The organism is Streptomyces vilmorinianum (genome assembly GCF_005517195.1).
Classification (GTDB): Bacteria; Actinomycetota; Actinomycetes; order Streptomycetales; family Streptomycetaceae; genus Streptomyces; species Streptomyces vilmorinianum.
The window spans coordinates 6784951-6800102 of the sequence record NZ_CP040244.1 but is presented as its reverse complement, the minus strand read 5'-3'; the positions used below and the strand labels follow the sequence as shown (position 1 = coordinate 6800102).

The 15152-nt window shown below is 71.2% G+C and carries 15 protein-coding genes; 8 read left to right on the top strand and 7 right to left on the bottom strand.

Going from position 1 to position 15152, the window contains the following annotated elements; genetic code table 11:
* The first annotated feature begins 33 nt into the window (after positions 1 to 33).
* From FDM97_RS31440 to FDM97_RS31420, 5 genes are all read left to right on the top strand, one after another.
* The gene (locus FDM97_RS31440; RefSeq protein WP_137993905.1) at positions 34 to 816 is read left to right on the top strand and encodes a MerC domain-containing protein; all 783 of its coding nucleotides are present in this window, start codon (positions 34 to 36) and stop codon (positions 814 to 816) included.
* A gap of 142 nt (positions 817 to 958) precedes the next feature.
* Complete coding sequence (locus FDM97_RS31435) at positions 959 to 1864, top strand: polysaccharide deacetylase family protein (RefSeq protein ID WP_137993904.1); 906 nt, start codon at positions 959 to 961, stop codon at positions 1862 to 1864.
* A gap of 105 nt (positions 1865 to 1969) precedes the next feature.
* On the top strand, positions 1970 to 2326 hold the full coding sequence (locus FDM97_RS31430; RefSeq protein WP_137993903.1) for a YciI family protein: 357 nt from the start codon (positions 1970 to 1972) through the stop codon (positions 2324 to 2326).
* Positions 2327 to 2360: 34 nt separating this feature from the next.
* Positions 2361 to 3605, top strand: coding sequence for an RNA polymerase sigma factor (locus FDM97_RS31425; RefSeq protein ID WP_137993902.1), 1245 nt, complete (start codon positions 2361 to 2363; stop codon positions 3603 to 3605).
* A gap of 21 nt (positions 3606 to 3626) precedes the next feature.
* Positions 3627 to 4238, top strand: a complete 612-nt coding sequence (locus FDM97_RS31420) for a hypothetical protein (protein ID WP_137993901.1) — start codon at positions 3627 to 3629, stop codon at positions 4236 to 4238.
* An 11-nt stretch (positions 4239 to 4249) separates the two neighbouring features.
* Here the strand turns inward: FDM97_RS31420 and FDM97_RS31415 are convergent, their stop codons facing one another.
* Positions 4250 to 5434 (bottom strand): class I SAM-dependent methyltransferase, encoded by a 1185-nt coding sequence (locus tag FDM97_RS31415; protein ID WP_137993900.1) that lies wholly within the window; start codon positions 5432 to 5434, stop codon positions 4250 to 4252.
* Between the two features lie 146 nt (positions 5435 to 5580).
* On the opposite strand from FDM97_RS31415, the gene FDM97_RS31410 reads away from it, so the two are divergent.
* The 3 genes from FDM97_RS31410 (at position 5581) to groL (ending at position 8883) form a co-directional block, all read left to right on the top strand.
* Entirely contained in the window at positions 5581 to 6495 is a 915-nt protein-coding gene (locus tag FDM97_RS31410; protein WP_254705815.1) for a polysaccharide deacetylase family protein, read from the top strand.
* 313 nt (positions 6496 to 6808) lie between these two features.
* Complete coding sequence (gene groES, locus FDM97_RS31405; RefSeq protein ID WP_005313390.1) at positions 6809 to 7117, top strand: co-chaperone GroES; 309 nt, start codon at positions 6809 to 6811, stop codon at positions 7115 to 7117.
* 137 nt (positions 7118 to 7254) lie between these two features.
* Positions 7255 to 8883: a chaperonin GroEL gene (groL, locus tag FDM97_RS31400; protein WP_137993898.1), complete on the top strand. Its 1629-nt coding sequence runs from the start codon at positions 7255 to 7257 to the stop codon at positions 8881 to 8883.
* Positions 8884 to 8950: 67 nt separating this feature from the next.
* Here groL and FDM97_RS31395 read toward each other — a convergent pair whose 3' ends face one another.
* The 6 genes from FDM97_RS31395 to FDM97_RS31370 form a co-directional block, all read right to left on the bottom strand.
* Entirely contained in the window at positions 8951 to 9649 is a 699-nt protein-coding gene (locus tag FDM97_RS31395) for an ester cyclase (RefSeq protein WP_137993897.1), read from the bottom strand.
* A 33-nt stretch (positions 9650 to 9682) separates the two neighbouring features.
* A complete protein-coding gene (locus tag FDM97_RS31390; protein ID WP_137993896.1) occupies positions 9683 to 10747 on the bottom strand; it encodes a hydroxyacid dehydrogenase in 1065 nt (354 codons plus the stop codon).
* Positions 10748 to 10764: 17 nt separating this feature from the next.
* Positions 10765 to 11619, bottom strand: coding sequence for a carbohydrate ABC transporter permease (locus FDM97_RS31385; RefSeq protein WP_137993895.1), 855 nt, complete (start codon positions 11617 to 11619; stop codon positions 10765 to 10767).
* On the bottom strand, positions 11616 to 12521 hold the full coding sequence (locus FDM97_RS31380) for a carbohydrate ABC transporter permease (protein WP_137993894.1): 906 nt from the start codon (positions 12519 to 12521) through the stop codon (positions 11616 to 11618). The genes FDM97_RS31385 and FDM97_RS31380 overlap by 4 nt, the downstream gene beginning before the upstream one ends.
* Positions 12522 to 12525: 4 nt before the next feature.
* A complete protein-coding gene (locus FDM97_RS31375) occupies positions 12526 to 13842 on the bottom strand; it encodes an ABC transporter substrate-binding protein (protein ID WP_137993893.1) in 1317 nt (438 codons plus the stop codon).
* A 111-nt stretch (positions 13843 to 13953) separates the two neighbouring features.
* Entirely contained in the window at positions 13954 to 15042 is a 1089-nt protein-coding gene (locus FDM97_RS31370; RefSeq protein WP_137993892.1) for a LacI family DNA-binding transcriptional regulator, read from the bottom strand.
* Positions 15043 to 15152: the final 110 nt, after the last annotated feature.

Here is a 15152-nt window from a genome sequence, read left to right as displayed (position 1 = left end):
GTACGATGACGCCCTCGTGGGGGAGGGGGAGTCATGGCGAGGAAGAAGCGGCAGCATCACAGCCCGCACCACAGCACGCCCAAGGGGCGGGACAAGGGGCGGGGCAACGGGCGGGACAAGGGCACGCGCAAGGGGCCCGGCGGCGAACCGCGCGAGCGCCCGGCCCACGCGCCACGCCCGGGATCGCGCAAGGCGCGTGCGCAGCGCAGGGAGGATCGCCGCACCCGCGTCAAGGGAGCGCTGTCCCTGGCCGGAGGCGTGGTCCTCGTGCTCTTCTCCCTCGTTCTCGTCCTCGGCGTGCGGCCCGGCCAGGTGGCCGAGGAGCGCGCCTTCCGGACGGCCGTACCCTGCGACGCCGCCGCCGCCGGCGGTGCGGCGGCGACGGGGGACCGGCGTGAGGACTGCCTGCGTACCGAAGAGGCGACCGTCCAGAAGGTACGCATCGAGACCGCGGGCAAGAGCACGTACCGCGAGGCGAGGCTGCTCGGACCCGGGCCGGTCACCGGAAAGGTCGACTTCGGGGAGACCCGGCCGCTGCTGGAGCGCCTTCGCCCGGGGGACGAGGTCCAGGCGGTCGTCTGGCGCGGCGAGGTGGTGGAGCTGACCGCGTGGGGCGTGCGGCAGACGACCACGGCCCATCCCGTCGGTGACGCCCTGGACGTGTCGACCGCCGCCGTCATGGCGAGCGCCGCCGGAGTCGTGGCGCTCGGTTTCGGCTGGTGGGCGATCCGCCGGCGGCCGCCGGCTCCGGCGCACTGGGCGGGCCTCGGCGTCCTCCTCGTGGCGCTCTTCGTCGTCATCGGCGTACAGCCGTAGCCCTCGGCCCGGACCGGCCGGGTGGAACCCGGAGAGCCTCGCGCGCATCAAGCAGTACGTCAGTACTCCATTCGTATAAATGACCGGTGCGTCCGTGCGCCCACCCGTGGGTCCACGTGTTCCCGTACCCGTACCCGTACCCATGGCCCACGAGGCTCGACCGGAAGAACGAGGTGGCCGCGTGGCCAGGAAGCTTGCGGGCGCGGCGCTGGCCGCGGCCCTGCTCGTCACAGGCTGTTCGGCGGGGGACCAGCAGCCCGGGAAGCCCGCGTCGTCCGCCCCCACCAGCGCGGCCTCCTCGGTCCCCTCGGCCCCCTCGGCCGCCGCGGCGCCGCCCGCCGGCGACGCGAACGCGCCCGCAGGCGCCGGCGTCGCGTACGCCCGGTGGGGCCTCAAGCCCTTCGCCGCCCCGCCCGCCCCGCCGAGGACGAAGCCGGTGAAGCGGCAGCCCGGCGGGCCCGTGCCCGTCATCAGCGAGATCCCGACCGACGAGAAGGTCGTCTTCATCACCGTCGACGACGGAGCCGAGAAGGACCCGGAGTTCCTGACGATGATGCGGGAGCTCAAGGTGCCGGTGACGATGTTCCTCACCGACTCCGCCATCCGCGCCGACTACGGCTACTTCAAGCCGCTCGCCGCCCTCGGCAACGGCGTCGCCAACCACACCCTCACCCACCCCAACCTGCGCACGCTCGGCCGGGAGGCCCAGCGGCAGGAGATCTGCGGTCAGCAGACCAGGCTGGCGAAGGAGTACGGGACGACCCCGAGGCTCTTCCGCCCGCCCTACGGCAACTGGAACGAGGACACCCGCGCCGCCGCGGGGACCTGCGGGGTCGACGCGATCGTGCTGTGGCGCGAGTCGATGCAGATCAAGAACATGCAGTACCAGCGCGGGGACCGGAAGCTGCACCCCGGCGACATCATCCTCGCCCACTTCCGCGGCCCGTCCGAGCTCAAGGGCACGACGATGACCGAGATGACGGCGAACATGCTCCGCCACATCCAGGAGCAGGGCTTCACGGTGGCCCGTCTGGAGGACTACGTCTAGCCCCCGAAGAACTTCTGCTCGTGGTGTCGATGCGGGGCCCGGCCGTTCGACGTATGTGTGAGAGGCGGGGAACGGCCCCGCCGTCGCACCACCCGAGGAGACACCATGCCCCGCTACCTGACGATGGTCCGCATCGAGGAGGGCGCCTTCCGTCTGGAGGACGCGGACCCCGGCTTCGAGGAGCGCATGGGCGCGCTGTTCGAGGAGATCACCAAGGCCGGCGTGATGCTGGAGACCGCCGGACTCAAGCCGACCTCCGAGTCCACCCGCATCACCTGGGAGGGCGGGAAGCTCAGCTACACCGACGGCCCGTTCACCGAGACCAAGGAGGTCGTCGGCGGCTACTCGATCACCCAGTGCCGGGACATGGCCGAGGCCATCGAGTGGTCGAAGCGGTTCCTGGAGGTCCACCCGGCGGAGTGGAAGGTGACCTGCGAGGTCCGCGAGATCGAAGAGATGTAGGCACCGCCGGGGCGGGTGCTGTCATGGTGGAGCCATGACCGCACCCGCCCCCGCCGCTGTCGAGACGGTCTTCCGGATGGAGTCGCCGCGGATCATCGCGGCCGTGGCGCGGATCGTGCGCGATGTCGGCATCGCGGAGGAGCTCGCCCAGGACGCGCTCGTCGCCGCCCTGGAGCAGTGGCCGAGGACGGGCGTCCCGGAGCGGCCGGGCGCCTGGTTGACGGCCGCCGCCAAGAACCGCGCCGTCGATCTCGTACGGCGCCGTGAGACGTACGCGCGCAAGCTGGCGGAGGTGGGCCGCGAGCTCACCGAGGAGACGTACGACCCCGAGCCGTCCGGTCCCGACGACATCGACGACGACCTGCTGCGGCTGATCTTCACCGCCTGCCACCCGGTGCTCTCCCCGGAGGCGCGGACCGCGCTCACCCTGCGGCTGGTCGGCGGGCTGCGGACGGACGAGATCGCCCGCGCCTTCCTCGTACCGGAGGCGACCGTCGCGCAGCGGATCGTCCGGGCCAAGCGCGCCCTGGCGAAGGCCGGGGTGGAGTTCGAGGTGCCCTACGGAGAGGACCGGGCGGCCCGGCTCGGATCTGTACTGGAGGTCATCTACCTGATCTTCAACGAGGGGTACGCGGCCACGGCGGGCGACGACCTGCTGCGGCCGGGCTTGTGCGAGGACGCGCTGCGGCTGGCCCGGGTGCTCGCCGGGCTGATGCCGAAGGAGGGCGAAGTCCACGGTCTGGCGGCCCTGTTGGAGATCCAGGCCTCCCGGACGGCGGCCCGCACGGGGCCGGACGGACAGCCGGTCCTCCTCGCCGAGCAGAACCGCGGCCGCTGGAACCGGCTGCTGATCCGGCGCGGTTTCGCGGAGCTGCAGCGCGCCGGTGAGGGCGGGACGTACGGCCCGTACGCCCTCCAGGCCGCGATCGCCGCCTGCCACGCGAAGGCGCTGACGTACGAGGACACGGACTGGCGGACCATCGCCGCGCTGTACGGACGCCTCGCGGCCGTCGCGCCGTCCCCGGTCGTCGAGTTGAACCGCGCGGTCGCCGTCTCGATGGCCGAGGGTCCCGAGGCCGGTCTCGCGCTCGTCGACGCCCTGGCCGGCGAACCCGCCCTGGCGGGCTACCACTTGCTGCCGAGCGTACGGGGAGACCTGCTGGCGCGCCTCGGGCGGCCCGAGGAGGCCCGGGCGGAGTTCGAACGGGCGGCCTCGCTCACCCGGAACGAACGGGAGCGGGAGCTGCTGACGGAGCGGGCGCGTCGGACGGTCGGATGAGCTGTCGTTAGGCTCTTCGGCATGTCTGGTCGTACGCCGCTGCCCCCGCCTCCGCCGCCCGCCGAGATCCAGAGCTGGCCCGACCGCGCGGCCAGGCTGGCGGACCGGGCGCGGGCGATGAGCGAGCTCAACCGGCGTCTGGTGGGCGGGAGTCGGCTGGTGCTCTTCCTGGTGTGGACCGCGACCCTGCAACTGGGCTGGGGGCTCTGCGGGGTCGGACTCATCGCTCTCGACGAGGCCATCGACCCGATTTCGGGGATCTTCGCCTTCGTCTTCGTGGCCCTCGGGCTGTGCCCCCTGGTCCCGGCCGTCTTCTTCCTCGCGCGCGGCGTCCGGCGCGACCGGGAGGCGCGGGAGCGGCTGGTCCGGTGGGCCGCCCTGGACAGCGACCGCGCGGCCGACGCGCGGCTGCGCGAGCCCGTCCTGAGCGTCGCCTGGCTGGTGGTCTCCTTCCTGCTGTGCGCGGTCGGCCTGTGGGTCTCCTTCGCCGCGCCGGCGGAGGCGGCCGGCCCCGGGCGCGCCGGCACCGTCGCCTACTTCATGGGTGTGGCGCTCGGGCTGTGGATCAGCGGCCTGATCGGTATGACGAAGGCGGTCGGGCACTACCGGATGGCCGTACGGCTCACGGCGTAGGGCGCTCCGACCTACGTGGCCGGCGCGCCGACGAGCATCGTCGGGGCGCCGGCGACCCGGGTCAGGAAGACCGTGGCGGAGTTCGGGCCCTTGGGCTTGATCCTGCGGCGCAGCTCCTCCGGCTCGACGGCCGAGCCGCGCTTCTTCACCGTGAGCGTGCCGACCTCGCGCTCGCGCAGCAGGGCCTTCAGCTTCTTGAGGTTGAAGGGCAGCCGGTCGGTGATCTCGTAGGCGGTGGCGTACGGGGTGGGGGTCAGGGCGTCCGCGGTGATGTACGCGATCGTCTCGTCGACCAGGCCGCCCCCGTCCAGCTCCTCGGCGACCTCCGCGACCAGATGGGCTCGGATGACCGCGCCGTCCGGCTCGTAGAGGTAGCGGCCGACCGGGCGGACGGCCGGGTCGGGGAGTCCCCGGCCCGTGAGGGTGGCGCCCGAGGGCAGGAGCGTGGCGCGGCGGGCGCCGGGGGAGGTGCCGAACCACAGCACGGCCTCCTTCACGTCCCCGCCGTCCGAGATCCACTCGGCCTCCGCGTCCTCGGGGACCGCCTCGTGGGGCACCCCCGGGGCGATCTTGAGGGCCGCGTGCGGGGCCTTGCGGGCGGCCTCGACCGCCCAGGAGAGCGGGGGCGAGTACGCCTCGGGGTCGAAGATCCTGCCCCTCCCGCCGCGCCGCGCCGGGTCGACGAAGACGGCGTCGTACGGGCTCGTGTCGATCTCGGTCACGTCCGCGCACCGCACCTCGATGAGCTCGGCGAGCCCGAGGGCCGCCGCGTTCGCGCGGGCGACCTCGGCCGTCAGCGGGTCGCGGTCCACGGCCAGGACGGAGATCCCGGCGCGCGCGAAGGCGATGGCGTCGCCGCCGATCCCGCCGCACAGGTCGGCGACACCGCGCACCCCGAGCGCGCGGAGGCGTTCCGCCCGGTACGCCCCGACCGTCGCCCGGGTCGACTGCTCGACGCCGTTGGGGGTGAAGTACATCCGGTGCGCGTCCTCGGCGCCGAACTTCGCCACCGCGCGCTGGCGCAGCCGGGCCTGGCCGAGGGCCGCCGAGACCAGCTCCGCGGGGTGCTCGCGGCGCAGCCGGGAGGCGACCGCGAGTTCCTGGGCGGGGTCGTAGTCGCGCAGGGCGGCGAGCAGGGTCTGGCCCTCGGGGGTGAACAGGGCGGTGAAGGCGGCGAGGTCGGTCACCCGTCCCATTGTGGGCCAGTCGGGGGACGGTGCGCGCCCGGGCGGTGGTGTCGGGGGTCCGTGGGGGCTCGGCGCTGACAGGATGCGGCGCCATGCAGCTAGTACGACAAACGGAACAAACGCGAGCGGGGTCTGCGATGCGAGTGGGGCGGTCGATGCGACTGAGGCGGTCGGCGCGGCTGAGGCGGTCGGTGGGCGTGGTGCTGCTCGTCGCCGCGCTCGGGTCCGCCTGCTCCGGCCCCTCAGGTGAGGGGGAGGGCGCGCCCGAGGGGCCCGCGAGCCCCGCCGCCGGACAGCCCCAGGCGCAGGGCGCGTCCGGCGCCCTCAACGCGTACATCGAGAAGGTCCGCAAGCAGCGCGCCGCCCGGGCGCTCGCCGCCAAGAAGTGGGGCCTGGACCGGCCCCCGCTGGAGGCCCCGGCCCCGCCCGCCGTCAAGCCGAAGATCACCACCCGCAAGGGCTTCGAGACCGACGGCACGGGCCTGCCGCCCGTCTTCACCACCGTGCCGACCAAGGACAAGGTCGTCTTCCTGACGATCGACGACGGCGCGGAGAAGGACCCCGCGCTGCTGCGGATGATGAGCGAGCTGCAGATCCCGTACAGCGCCTTCCTCAGCGACTACCTGGTCAGGGAGGACTACGGCTACTTCAGGAAGATGCAGGACGCGGGCGTCTCCCTGCACAACCACACCCTCAACCACCGCTACCTGCCCGGACTTTCGTACGCGGCGCAGAAGCGGGAGATCTGCGGGATGCAGGACACCATCGAGAAGCGGTACGGCAAGCGGCCCCCGCTCTTCCGCCCGCCGTACGGCAACTACAACGAGAACACGCTGCGCGCGGCCAAGTCGTGCGGGATCAAGGCGGTCCCGCTGTGGGCCTCGGAGGCCTTCCCCGACCGGATGGAGTGGCGCGAGTGGGACCGGGACCTGCACCCCGGTGACATCGTCCTCACCCACTTCCGGGGCAAGGGGGAATGGAAGGGCACCATGCCGGACATGATCAGGCGGGTGATGAAGACGATCACGGCCAAGGGGTACGCGGTCGGGAAGCTCGAGGACTACGTCTGACCCGGGCGACCCCGGGGGAGGGGGCAGGTGCGCCTCCGGGAGCGGGCGCCGCCGCCCCGGGGGAGGGGGGCCAGGTGCGGAACCATCCGGTCCGACGCGCCGTTCCCCGTACGCCCGCCGGATCGCCACGCGGCACTGAATTGGCACTCCGCTTGACCGAGTGCTAATCACAGTCATAGTCTCGGCTCTGGCACTCCCCACTGGAGAGTGCCAACACAGCGACGGGCAGGTCCGGCACCCGCGACGACGGATCCACCTGGTCGCCACCTCAGACAGTTAACCCCGTGAGATCTCCGAAGGGGGAGGTCGGATCGTGACGACCGCCAGCTCCAAGGTTGCCATCAAGCCGCTCGAGGACCGCATTGTGGTCCAGCCGCTCGACGCCGAGCAGACCACGGCCTCTGGCCTGGTCATCCCGGACACCGCGAAGGAGAAGCCCCAGGAGGGCGTCGTCCTGGCCGTGGGCCCGGGCCGTTTCGAGAACGGCGAGCGTCTTCCGCTCGACGTCAAGACCGGCGACATCGTGCTGTACAGCAAGTACGGCGGCACCGAGGTGAAGTACAGCGGCGAGGAGTACCTCGTCCTCTCGGCTCGCGACGTGCTCGCGATCGTCGAGAAGTAGTTCGGGGGTCTGGGGGTCGCCCCCCAGATGTCCCTTCACCGAAGCCAGATGCTTTGAGCTGCGCCCCTTGACCCCGCACTGGGCGTCCGGGGGCGCGGTTCGTTTCACACGAAATCCGAGAGGGCTGAATCGCTCCCATGGCGAAGATCCTGAAGTTCGACGAGGACGCCCGTCGCGCCCTTGAGCGCGGCGTCAACAAGCTTGCCGACACGGTGAAGGTGACGATCGGCCCCAAGGGCCGCAACGTCGTCATCGACAAGAAGTTCGGCGCCCCCACCATCACCAACGACGGTGTCACGATCGCCCGCGAGGTCGAGATCGAGGACCCGTACGAGAACCTCGGCGCCCAGCTGGTGAAGGAGGTGGCGACCAAGACCAACGACATCGCGGGTGACGGCACCACCACCGCCACCGTGCTCGCCCAGGCGCTCGTCCGCGAGGGCCTGCGCAACGTCGCCGCCGGCGCCTCCCCGGCCGCCCTGAAGAAGGGCATCGACGCCGCCGTCAAGGCCGTGTCCGATGAGCTTCTCGCGACCGCCCGCCCGATCGAGGACAAGTCCGACATCGCCGCCGTGGCCGCGCTCTCCGCGCAGGACCAGCAGGTCGGCGAGCTCATCGCCGAGGCGATGGACAAGGTCGGCAAGGACGGTGTCATCACCGTCGAGGAGTCCAACACCTTCGGTCTGGAGCTCGACTTCACCGAGGGCATGGCCTTCGACAAGGGCTACCTGTCCCCGTACATGGTCACCGACCAGGAGCGTATGGAGGCCGTCCTCGACGACCCGTACATCCTGATCCACCAGGGCAAGATCTCCTCGATCCAGGACCTGCTGCCGCTCCTGGAGAAGGTCATCCAGGCCGGCTCCAGCAAGCCGCTGCTGATCATCGCCGAGGACGTCGAGGGCGAGGCCCTGTCGACCCTGGTCGTCAACAAGATCCGCGGCACGTTCAACGCCGTGGCCGTCAAGGCCCCGGGCTTCGGCGACCGCCGCAAGGCGATGCTCGGCGACATGGCCACCCTCACCGGTGCCACCGTCATCGCCGAGGAGGTCGGCCTCAAGCTCGACCAGGCCGGTCTGGACGTGCTGGGCACCGCCCGCCGCGTGACCATCACCAAGGACGACACCACCATCGTCGACGGTGGCGGCAACTCCGAGGACGTCGCGGGCCGCGTCAACCAGATCAAGGCCGAGATCGAGAGCACGGACTCCGACTGGGACCGCGAGAAGCTCCAGGAGCGCCTCGCGAAGCTGGCCGGCGGCGTGTGCGTGATCAAGGTCGGCGCCGCCACCGAGGTGGAGCTGAAGGAGAAGAAGCACCGTCTGGAGGACGCCATCTCCGCGACCCGCGCCGCGGTCGAGGAGGGCATCGTCTCCGGTGGTGGCTCCGCGCTCGTCCACGCCGTCAAGGTCCTCGAGGGCAACCTCGACAAGACCGGCGACGAGGCCACCGGTGTCGCGGTCGTCCGCCGCGCCGCCGTCGAGCCGCTGCGCTGGATCGCCGAGAACGCCGGCCTCGAGGGCTACGTCATCACCTCGAAGGTGGCGGAGCTCGACAAGGGCCAGGGCTTCAACGCCGCGACCGGCGAGTACGGCGACCTGGTCAAGGCCGGCGTCATCGACCCGGTGAAGGTGACGCGCTCCGCGCTGGAGAACGCCGCCTCGATCGCCTCCCTGCTGCTCACCACCGAGACCCTCGTGGTGGAGAAGAAGGAAGAGGAGCCGGCGGACGCGGGCCACGGCCACGGTCACGGCCACTCCCACTGAGGCACATGAGTGATCACTGAGGCCCGGTGTCCCCGTCGCGGGGACACCGGGCCTCAGCCATGTGCGGTCAGCCCTCGATCGCGCCGAGCTGCTGCATCAGGCCGAGCAGGTCGTAGTTCCACCAGGCCTCCACGATCTTGCCGTCCTCGCGGAAGCGCTGAATGGTCATACCGCTCTGCGCGACCTTCTTGCCTGTGGGCTGGATCCCCATGAAGTCGCCGGTGTGGGTGGCGTTCCAGGTCCAGCGGGTGCAGATCCGGTCGCCCTCGGCGATCTGGTCCTCCACGGCGAAGTCGTAGTCGAAACCGCCGCGCCACATCTCCACCTCGCGCCGCAGGGCGTCCATGCCGATGGTGTCCTGCGCGTTGGTGGGGTCGTGGTCGTGGTAGCTCTCCGCGACGACCTCGTCGAGCGGCGGAAGCTCGCCCTCGGAGGCGAGGAGTTCGAAGAACCGACGGGCGTTCGCCTTGTACATCTGCTCGTCCCGGACGACGTCCAGATCGGTGAACGTCGGCATCTCGTCACAGAGCGCGACCATCTCCCGGAAGATCCGGTCCGTCTCGGGGAGCTGCGAGTTCCTCATCGCCACGTCGTACGAGGGAAATTCGACGATCTCCACGACGTGCGAGGCATCCGAGCGGTCCTTGCCGACGATGCTGTGGGTGGCGGTGCGCTTGCCCTTGGTCTGTTCGACCCACTTGTCCATGAGCCTGTTCAGGTCGTCGACCCGACTGGTCTTGCAATCGATTATCTGTACGAATGTCATGGCGCCTCCCGGACCGGGTGGGACCCTTCCATCCTAGGCCGAGCGCGTCAGGTCGGCGGGGCGCACGGCGTCCAGGAACGGCTCCCCCCGCCCGTACCGCTCCACCTCCCCGAGCGCCTGGTCCGCCATCCGGTGCAGCTCGTTGCCCAGTGAGCCCGCCACGTGCGGGGTGAGCAGGACGTTCGGCAGGGTCCACAGCGGTGAGTCCGGCGCCGGGACCTCCGGGTCCGTCACGTCCAGGACCGCGTGGAGGCGGCCGGTGCGGAGGTGGGGGAGGAGCGCGGTCTCGTCGATCAGGGAGCCGCGCGCGGTGTTGATCAGGGTCGCCCCGTCGGGCATCGCGGCCAGGTGCGGCGCGCGGATCATCCGGTACGTGGACGGCAGTTGGGGCGCGTGGACGGACACGATCGAGCTGCGGGCGCAGAGGGAGTCGAGGTCCACGAGCTCCACGCCGAGCTCGCGGGCCTCGGCCGGCTCCACGTACGGGTCGTGGAGCAGGACCTCGAAGTCGAAGGGGCGGAGGAGTTCGATCACGCGGCGCCCGATCCGGGAGGCGCCGACGATGCCGACCGTGCGGCGGTAGTTGCCCCAGGCCGCCGAATCGGCCGTCCACGCCTGGTCGGTGCGGACCTCCCCGTACCGCAGGGCCGAGTGGAGGATCCGCTTCCCCGCGAAGAGGATCGCGGCGAGCGTGTACTCGGCGACCGGCAGGGCGTTGGCCGCCGCGGCGGAGGTGACGGCGAGGCCGCGCTCCCAACAGGCCTCGGTGATGTGGTGCTTGACCGAACCGGCCGCGTGGACGACCGCCCTCAGGCGCGGGGCGCGGTCCAGGACGGCGGCGGTCAGGGGCGGGGCGCCCCAGCAGGTGAGCAGGATCTCGGCCTCGGCGAGGGCCGCGGCGACGCGGGGCGTGGGTGTCGTCAGGTCGTGGGCGACGAGGGCCGGGTCGGTACGGGTGAGGGCGGCGAGGCGGGTGCGGTGAGCGTCCGTCAGGAGCCGGTCGGCGACGCCGCGCCCCATGGAGAGCAGGAGGGCGGGGCGGTTGTCGGTGGCGGGGAAGTTGTCGGTGGCGGGGCGATTGTCAGTGGCGGGGTGCATCGTGGAACCCGGGCTCCTCACTTGACGCTGCCGGCGGTCAGACCGGCCTTCCAGTGGCGCTGGAGGGAGACGAAGGCGACGACGAGGGGGACGACGGCGAGCAGGGATCCCGTGACGACGAGGGGGTAGAAGTCGGGTTCCCCGTGGGCGTTGCTGTTCCACGCGTACAGACCGAGGCTCAGCGGGAAGAGCTTCTGGTCCGAGAGCATCACGAGGGGGAGGAAGAAGTTGTTCCAGATCGCGGTGAACTGGAAGAGGAAGACGGTCACGAAGCCCGGCATGATCATGCGCAGACCGATCGACCAGAACGTGCGCAGCTCGCCCGCGCCGTCGATACGGGCGGCCTCCAGGGCCTCACTGGGGATGTAGCCGGAGCTGAAGACCCGGGAGAGGTAGACCCCGAAGGGGTTGACGAGGACGGGGATCAGCACGGCCCAGTAGGTGTTGACGACGCCCACCTCGCTGGCGAGGAGGTACATGGGCAGCGCGAGCGCGGTGGTGGGGACGAGCACGCCGAGCAGGACGAGGCCGAAGAGCTTCTCCTTGCCCCGGAAGTCGTACGTGTCGAAGGCGTATCCCGCGGCCACGCAGATCAGCGAGCAGACGAGGGCGCCCACGCCCGCGTAGAGGAGGCTGTTGAGATACCAGCGGAAGTACACGCCGTCGTTGTAGTCGGCGAGCCGGGAGAGGTTGCCGCCGAGGTCGAAGCCCTCGAAGGAGAAGGCGTTGCCGGCGAGGAGGCCGCCCGCGTCCTTGGTGGCGGCGGTCAGCAGCCAGACGAGGGGGAACAGCATGTAGACGGTGGCGAGGACGAGCGCGCCGTTGACGGCGGTCTTCGACAGCCAGGGCGATGTCGTGCGGGGCCCGGTCATGCCCGCTTCTCCTTCCTGGCCGCCTTGGGCTTGCGGCCGGTGAGTCGCGTGACGCCGAAGGAGAGCAGCGCGGCGGTGAGGGCCAGGAGGACGGACGCGGCGGCGGCCAGCCCGTAGTCGTTGCGGTCGAAGGCCGCGGTGTACGCGTACATGTTCGGCGTCCAGGTCGAGGTGACGGCGGAGCCCGTGCCCGTGTTGAGGATCAGCGGCTCGGTGAACAGCTGCAGGGAGCCGATGACGGTGAAGAGGCCGACCATCACGAGCGAGGCGCGGACCAGCGGGATCTTGATGCTGAACGCGATGCGCCAGGCGCCGGCCCCGTCGACCGTGGCGGCCTCCAGGACCGAGCGGTCGATCGCCTGCAGGGCGGCGTAGAAGATCACCATGTTGTAGCCGAGCCATTCCCACAGTGCGATGTTGACGACGGAGGGGAGGGTGCCTTCGGGGGAGAAGAAGTCGAAGCCGATGCCGCCCGCCTCCATGGCCTGTACGACCGGGCTGAGTTGGGGGGTGTAGAGGTAGACCCAGATCAGCGCGGCGATGATGCCGGGCACGGCGTGGGGCAGGAAGAGCGCGAGCTGGAAGAGGCGGTGGGCGCGGGCGAGCGCCGAGTCGAGCAGCAGGGCGAGGCCGAGGGCCCCGGCGAGCAGCAGCGGAATGTAGAACAGGCAGTATCCGAGCAGGACGCCGAAGCCCTCGCGGAAGGCCCGGTCACCCAGTGCCGCGGTGTAGTTGTCGAGGCCGGTGAAGACGGTCTCGGCGCCGCCGAAGCCCAGCCCCGACTGCTTCTCGGTGAACAGGCTGAGCCAGACCGCGTATCCGATCGGCACCAGCATCACCGCGGTGAACAGGACGAAGAAGGGGGTCAGCAGGAGCGCTGCGGCACGGGTGCGGGCCCTCACCGGATCAGCCCTCGACCTTCAGGCCGCGCTTCTTCAGCTCGGCGACGGTCGCCTCGTGGCCGCTCCTGATCGCGTCGGTGATGGTCGGGCCGCCCGCCGCGATCTTGCCGAACTGGTCCTTGATGGTGGTGTTGGTGGTACCGGTGGCCGGGCCCCAGGTCCAGTTCCGGCCGATGGAGGCGCCGGACGCCTCGAAGAGGGCGTAGATGTCCTGGCCGCCGTAGTAGCCGGCGTCGAAGGCCTGCCTGGCGACCGGGCGCAGCGCGGCGGCCGCGGGGAAGGCACTGGAGGTGCCGGAGGCGATACGGGCCTTCACCCCGGCCTCGGTGGTGGCCATCCACTCGGCGAACTCGACGGCCGCCGCCTTCTTCTTGCTGTCCTTGCTCACGGCGAAGGAGGTGCCGCCGAGCATGCCGCTGGCGGGCTTGCCGTCCCAGCTCGGCATGGGCGCCACGCCCCACTTGCCGCTCTGCTCGGGCAGGGTGCCCTTGAGGACGCCCGCGCCCCAGGAGGCGCCGAGGTAGCCGATGGTGGTGCCGTTCTTGAGCGAACCGGTCCACTCGGGGGTGAACGAGGCGTCCTTGTGGACGAGGTCGGCGTCGAGCAGACCCTGCCAGTAGGCGGCGACCTTGGTGGTGGCCGCGTCCGTGGTGTCGATCTTCCAGGTGTCGTTCTCGGCCTTGAACCACTGCGCGCCGGCCTGCCAGACCATCGCCTCGAAGGTGGTCGGGTCGTCGGGGAAGAAGGTCGCGATCCGGGCCTTGGCGTCGGCCTTCTTCACCTTCTCCGCGGCGGCCTTGAACTGGTCCCACGTCGTGGGGACCTCGATCTTGTACTTCTCGAAGAGGTCCTTGCGGTAGTAGAAGGCCTGGGGGGCCGCGTCGAAGGGGACGGCCCAGGTCTTGCCGCCGAGGGTGGTGAGCTCCACGGCCTGCGGCAGCAGCTTGCTCCGGTCCGCCTCGGTGAACTCGCCGCCGATGTCCTGGAGGGCGCCGGAGCTGACGAACTCCGGGAGCGAGGCGTACTCGATGGAGACCAGGTCGGGCGCGTTGCCCGCCTTCACGGCGTTGGAGATCTTGGCGTAGCCGCCGGCGTTGCCGGAGGGGATCTCCTCGAACGTCACCTGGATGTTCGTGTGGGAGGCGTTGAACGCGTCCACCACGTCCTTGGAGCCCTTGGCCCAGCCCCAGAAGGTGATGGTCACGGGCTTGTTCGCGGTGTCGTCGCCACCACCACCGCTGCCGCCGCAGGCCGTGAGGACGGCCAGGGCGGTGGCGGCGCCGGCTATGACTCGGGATGTTCTGCTCCAACTGCGGCTCACGGCACGTCTCCTGAGGGCGGGGCGGCTGGGATGGTGTGGCCGCGATCCTGGAGCCGTTCCTGAGCGAAGTCAAGAGCGAAAGATTGATTGATCGAAAAAGAGTCAGATCGTTCAGTGGGTGAGCGCGCCGCAGGAGGACCGCACCCGCAGCCGCGGCAGCAGGCTCAGATGGCGCCGCGCCGCCTCCTCGTCCGGTCCCTCCGTCAGCCGCTCCACCAGCAGTTCCGTGGCGTGCCTGCCCACCTGGCGCTTGGGCGGGGCGACCGCCGTGAGTGGGGTGTCGGCGAGCGCGGCGACCTCGTCGTCGTAGGCGATCAGCGCCAGGTCCTTCGGCACCTTCACCCCCAGCTCGGCCAGGCGCTGCACGATCTCGATCGCGTCCACGTCGTTGTGAACGAGGGCCGCGCTCGCCAGGCCGGAGGTCACCGCCTCGTGCAGGGCCCGTACCGCGCGCTCGAACCCCTCCGGGTTCTGATCGGCCGGTACGGAATCGATCACGGGGCCGGGTGCCTCGAGGCCCAGCGTGGCCAGCGCCTCGGCGTACCCGGCGCGTACGGCGAGCGCGGTCGGGCTGTCGCCGCGGGCCACGAGCAGCGGGGTGCCGTGGCCCAGTTCCAGCAGGTGGCGCAGGGCGAGCAGGACGCCGTGGCCGTGGTCGGAGACCACCCGGTCAAGACCGTCGAGCGGCGTGCCGGGTTCGGCCCGGCGCTCCAGGAGCACGGCGGGCACGGGCAGTTCGGCCAGCCAGTCCCCGTATGCGAGCCGGTCCTCGGGCCCCCGCCAGCCGGGCGCGACGAGCACACCCTCGGCGCCCGCCGCGAGCAGGCCCTCGGTGCGCGCCCGGTCCTCCTCCGGGCGGTAGTCCGAGATACGCAGGACGAGCCGGGCCCCCGCCCGAGCCGCGGCCTCGTGCGCACCGCGGATGACCTCGGCGAAGTAGTACGTCGCGGAGGGCGCGAGCAGCCCGAGCACCAGGCCCTCGCCGGCGCGCCGGGAGCCCGGGTCGCCCTGGCTCCGGGGCCAGGACACCTGTCCGTGCACCCTGTCGAGCAGGCCCTTGGCGGCCAGCGCCTCGACGTCCCGGCGGGCGGTGACGGGGGAGACCCCCAGGAGCGTGGCCAGTTCGGCGACGCGGGCGGTGCCGCGCTCGCGCACCAGGGCCAGGAGTCGGTCGTGTCGTTCGGCGGCACTCTCGCGCACGGTGCATCCCCCTTGCGATGTCGTGATCCTTCGGGACGGCGGTCCCGGAGTCAGACCCTACTGCAGAATGATCGAACGGCAGTCTGTTTCGATCATTCGCTCCGTAGATG

What these genes read in the sequence shown, in the direction of transcription:
- FDM97_RS31440 (WP_137993905.1), top strand. Translation starts at nt 34, where the DNA reads ATGGCGAGGAAGAAGCGGCAGCATCACAGCCCGCACCACAGCACGCCC.
- FDM97_RS31435 (WP_137993904.1), top strand. Translation starts at nt 959, where the DNA reads ATGGCCCACGAGGCTCGACCGGAAGAACGAGGTGGCCGCGTGGCCAGG.
- FDM97_RS31430 (WP_137993903.1), top strand. Translation starts at nt 1,970, where the DNA reads ATGCCCCGCTACCTGACGATGGTCCGCATCGAGGAGGGCGCCTTCCGT.
- FDM97_RS31425 (WP_137993902.1), top strand. Translation starts at nt 2,361, where the DNA reads ATGACCGCACCCGCCCCCGCCGCTGTCGAGACGGTCTTCCGGATGGAG.
- FDM97_RS31420 (WP_137993901.1), top strand. Translation starts at nt 3,627, where the DNA reads ATGTCTGGTCGTACGCCGCTGCCCCCGCCTCCGCCGCCCGCCGAGATC.
- FDM97_RS31415 (WP_137993900.1), bottom strand. Translation starts at nt 5,434, where the DNA reads ATGGGACGGGTGACCGACCTCGCCGCCTTCACCGCCCTGTTCACCCCC.
- FDM97_RS31410 (WP_254705815.1), top strand. Translation starts at nt 5,581, where the DNA reads ATGCGACTGAGGCGGTCGGCGCGGCTGAGGCGGTCGGTGGGCGTGGTG.
- groL (WP_137993898.1), top strand. Translation starts at nt 7,255, where the DNA reads ATGGCGAAGATCCTGAAGTTCGACGAGGACGCCCGTCGCGCCCTTGAG.
- FDM97_RS31395 (WP_137993897.1), bottom strand. Translation starts at nt 9,649, where the DNA reads ATGACATTCGTACAGATAATCGATTGCAAGACCAGTCGGGTCGACGAC.
- FDM97_RS31390 (WP_137993896.1), bottom strand. Translation starts at nt 10,747, where the DNA reads ATGCACCCCGCCACTGACAATCGCCCCGCCACCGACAACTTCCCCGCC.
- FDM97_RS31385 (WP_137993895.1), bottom strand. Translation starts at nt 11,619, where the DNA reads ATGACCGGGCCCCGCACGACATCGCCCTGGCTGTCGAAGACCGCCGTC.